The sequence below is a fragment of the Elizabethkingia argenteiflava genome (assembly GCF_009904105.1).
Lineage (GTDB): Bacteria > Bacteroidota > Bacteroidia > Flavobacteriales > Weeksellaceae > Elizabethkingia > Elizabethkingia argenteiflava.
The window spans coordinates 1-3605 of the sequence record NZ_JAAABJ010000329.1 but is presented as its reverse complement, the minus strand read 5'-3'; the positions used below and the strand labels follow the sequence as shown (position 1 = coordinate 3605).

Here is a 3605-nt window from a genome sequence, read left to right as displayed (position 1 = left end):
TTTGATGGCTTTAAGAACAGAATATTATCTAAGATAATGGCACTGATTGTTATACAATGCATTAATAAACTAAACAATAGAAATATTAACAACTTAAAAACTCGTATTGCTTAAATCCACCACGGGTTAATATAGTATTGGTTTTACGAAAATCACAGTTCAAAATCATCCCGATCGGCCAAAAAAGGAAACTTCATTCTGTGTTGGTGGAGTAACTCTTGATCCAATTCTGCAGAAATAAAAGTATCTTCAATTCTTCCAACCTCTCTTCCATCTGCAAAAAAGCAATGAGAAGATCCTGTATAATGCAATTTTTCGCCATCTTCACCTAATCGGTTGAGACCAAATACATAACATTGATTTTCTAAGGCTCTAGCTTTTAGAAGGCTATCCCATGCATCTATTCTGCTGGAAGGCCAGTTGGCAATATTAAGCATAAGATGATAGTCGTCGGTATTTCTTGAAAATACCGGAAATCTCAAATCATAGCAAACCTGCAAACAGATTTTCCATCCTAAGTATTCGATGACCACTCTTTTTTTTCCCGGAGTATAATATTGATCTTCCCGGGCATACGAAAAAAGATGTCTTTTATCATAATGATGAGTTTTACCACCTTTTTCTACAAAGTAAAAACGATTGTAAAACTTTTGGTGATGCTCTATAGCCACGCTTCCTCCCACAGCCACCTTATGTTGAATCGCAAATGATCTCATCCAAGATAGGATTTCCTCTTTTTTATCAGCTATTTGCTGTGCATCCATACAAAAACCGGTAGCAAACATTTCGGGCAGCAGAAAAATATCGGGTTTTTCTTTTGTGGAGAAAAGCGATTCTATTCGCTCCAAATTCTTAACTTTATCCCGCCATTGAATATTGTGCTGTAAGCCCAGTATTTTCAATTTTCTCATTGTATATAAGAATAAATTTATTGAAATAATCGTTAGTAAAGTTATTAATAATAAAAAAATAATCTAGTTTTTTATGAAAAAAATATTTTTTTCACTCTTCACCATATGTGCAATTCAAATAACCAGTGCCCAGGCCTGGGACGGTACTGGAGATCAGAAGGTGCAAGCCGGAATCAATGTATGGGGTAACGGAGGATTTGGGGTTAAAGTTTCCTATGATTATGGTATTGCAGAGGCGATATCCATAGGGAGCAGCCTGGGGGTTTTTTCCGAAGGAAAGACGGTAGACGGCCAAAAGAAAACAGCCATCTCCATAGTAACGCGAGCCAATTATCACTTAAAGGACATTTTAGACCTGCCCGAGCATTTTGATATTTATCCTGGCATTAGTCTGGGTTTGATGGGTAGTGCCTTTGATTTTGGTGCACATATCGGGTTTAGATACTTCTTTACACCATCAATAGGAGCTTTCGCTGAAGTGGGAAACAGAGGGGGAATAGGTGTTGTTTTTAATTTAGATTAAAAAAATATAAAATTAAACCATTTTAAATTGTGAAAAAAACATTAAAATCTTTATTTCTTGTTGGGGGCCTATTCATGGGAACAATAGGCATAGGTGCGCAGACCTATAAAAATAGCTTAGGACTATCCATAGATTTCGGAGATGGATACACCGCAGCAGGACCAGTCTTTAAGCATTTTTTTAATAGAAATAATGCAGGGCAGGCAGAAATAATCTTCGGCAATCATGCGACCTTAGTTCAGGCATTTTATTCTTATAATGAAAAAATAACAAATACGAAAGGGCTGAATTGGTATGTGGGAATAGGACCTGCTCTAGAATTTATTGAAGGAGGAGATACCTATTTTGGCATACGCCCTATGTTAGGGTTGGAATACAAAATTACCCAAACTCCAGTCATACTATCCTTTGACTGGAGACCTGCTTTCTTGTTAACGGATGGGGGCAGTTCTCAAGTCGGTAGATTTGGATTAGGGCTTAAGTTTAACCTCTAAAATAAAAAATAAAATAAAAAGTTACCCTCTTCTTAGGTAGCTTTTTATTTTTAAGGCTCGAAAATATTGCTATTTTTGCATTTCAAACATTATAAATGGAGTTATTTAATCAAATATTTCAATTCGTTTTAAGCATCTCAATATTAATAGGCTTACATGAATTAGGGCACTTTATTCCTGCAAAATATTTTAAAACTAGAGTAGAAAAATTTTACCTCTTTTTTGATCCTTGGTTCTCAATTCTAAAAAAGAAAATTGGAGAAACAGAATATGGGATAGGGTGGCTCCCATTAGGAGGCTACGTTAAAATTGCAGGTATGGTAGACGAGAGTATGGATACCGAGCAGTTAAAAAAGCCCGCACAGGCTTGGGAATTTCGTTCTAAACCAGCTTGGCAGCGGCTTATTATTATGCTAGGAGGGGTTACGGTTAACTTTTTTCTGGCGTGGCTTATTTATGCCTGCTTATCTTACTTTAAAGGAGAAACTTATTCGGATAATGCAAAATTTGAAAATGGGATATATGTATCCGCCGAAGGACAAAAAATGGGATTGGAGACCGGAGATAAAATTTTAAAAATCAATGGTAAACCCGCAAAAAGGATGGAAGAATCCATGCTCAATATGCTCTTTGCGGATAATGTAACGGTGTTGCGTAATGGAAAAGAAATTACTTTTCCTATAGATGAGAATGGTGTAGCAGAAGTGATGAAAGCTAATGAAGTAAGAGCTTATTTCTCACCTAGGTTTGTTCCTGTTGTAGATTCTATTCTTCCTCATTCCGGAGCTCAGGCAGCGGGACTACAGAAAGGAGATCAAATACTTGCGGTAAATGGAAAGCCGACCCTTTATTATGATGAAGTCAACAAAGAAATCACCTCCCATGCGAGTGGGCAGATAAAACTCGGAGTTAAAAGAAATGCTCAGCATATAGATGTACAGGTACAGGTAAATAAAGATGGAAAAATAGGTTTTTCTCCGGATCCCAAATTTTTATTAGCAAGCTATGAAAAGACAAGAGTTACCGAACAATATGGCTTATTAGAAGCCATTCCCAGAGGGTTCACCCGTACCATAGATATATTGGTCATGCAGGTGAAGCAGTTTAAAATTATTTTTAATCAAAAAACAAAAGGCTATACAAAGGTAGCAGGCCCCATAGGTATTGTAAAGCAAATGCCCACCCATATAGATTGGCCCGCCTTTTGGTCCTTTACGGCCATGTTTTCTGTTTGGTTAGCTTTTCTAAACCTTATTCCCATTCCGGGATTGGATGGAGGCCATGTTTTTTTTACCTTGTGGGAAATGATTACAGGCAAAGCTGTTCCGCAGAAAGTATTGGAAAATGCCCAGATGATAGGCGTAATATTCTTGCTCGGGCTAACGGTTCTTATCTTTGGAAGTGATATTTATAAATTGATTTTCAAATGATAAAAAGATTTCAGTAAAAAAATATTAAGAAATATTTGCAGTGAATATTAAATGTGTGTATATTTGCACCACTTAAAACAAAGGACCTTCCTCCTTAGCTCAGTTGGTTAGAGCATCTGACTGTTAATCAGAGGGTCGCTGGTTCGAGCCCAGCAGGAGGAGCAATCGGGAAACCCTATCCCACAAAGGGTTTTCCGATTTTTTAAAAAATCTTTGCGAGTTGTCGATTTTAAAAAGTGCTTATAAA

Annotated in this window: 4 protein-coding genes, 1 tRNA gene and 1 pseudogene; 5 read left to right on the top strand and 1 reads right to left on the bottom strand. The window is 36.9% G+C overall.

Translation table 11 applies throughout. The annotated features are described in order from the left end of the window. Positions 1 to 114, top strand: a pseudogene (locus GNY06_RS15525) (IS982 family transposase); the annotation flags it as partial. A 38-nt stretch (positions 115 to 152) separates the two neighbouring features. Here GNY06_RS15525 and GNY06_RS03560 read toward each other — a convergent pair. Continuing rightward, positions 153 to 911, bottom strand: coding sequence for an amidohydrolase (locus GNY06_RS03560; RefSeq protein ID WP_166518833.1), 759 nt, complete (start codon positions 909 to 911; stop codon positions 153 to 155). A 73-nt stretch (positions 912 to 984) separates the two neighbouring features. On the opposite strand from GNY06_RS03560, the gene GNY06_RS03555 reads away from it, so the two are divergent. From GNY06_RS03555 to GNY06_RS03540, 4 genes are all read left to right on the top strand, one after another. Then, a complete protein-coding gene (locus tag GNY06_RS03555) occupies positions 985 to 1434 on the top strand; it encodes a DUF6646 family protein (RefSeq protein ID WP_166518832.1) in 450 nt (149 codons plus the stop codon). Positions 1435 to 1463: 29 nt separating this feature from the next. Next, positions 1464 to 1928: a hypothetical protein gene (locus GNY06_RS03550; protein ID WP_166518831.1), complete on the top strand. Its 465-nt coding sequence runs from the start codon at positions 1464 to 1466 to the stop codon at positions 1926 to 1928. Between the two features lie 95 nt (positions 1929 to 2023). Continuing rightward, positions 2024 to 3358: an RIP metalloprotease RseP gene (gene rseP, locus GNY06_RS03545; protein ID WP_166518830.1), complete on the top strand. Its 1335-nt coding sequence runs from the start codon at positions 2024 to 2026 to the stop codon at positions 3356 to 3358. Between the two features lie 88 nt (positions 3359 to 3446). Next, positions 3447 to 3520: transfer RNA gene (locus GNY06_RS03540), tRNA-Asn, on the top strand. Positions 3521 to 3605: the final 85 nt, after the last annotated feature.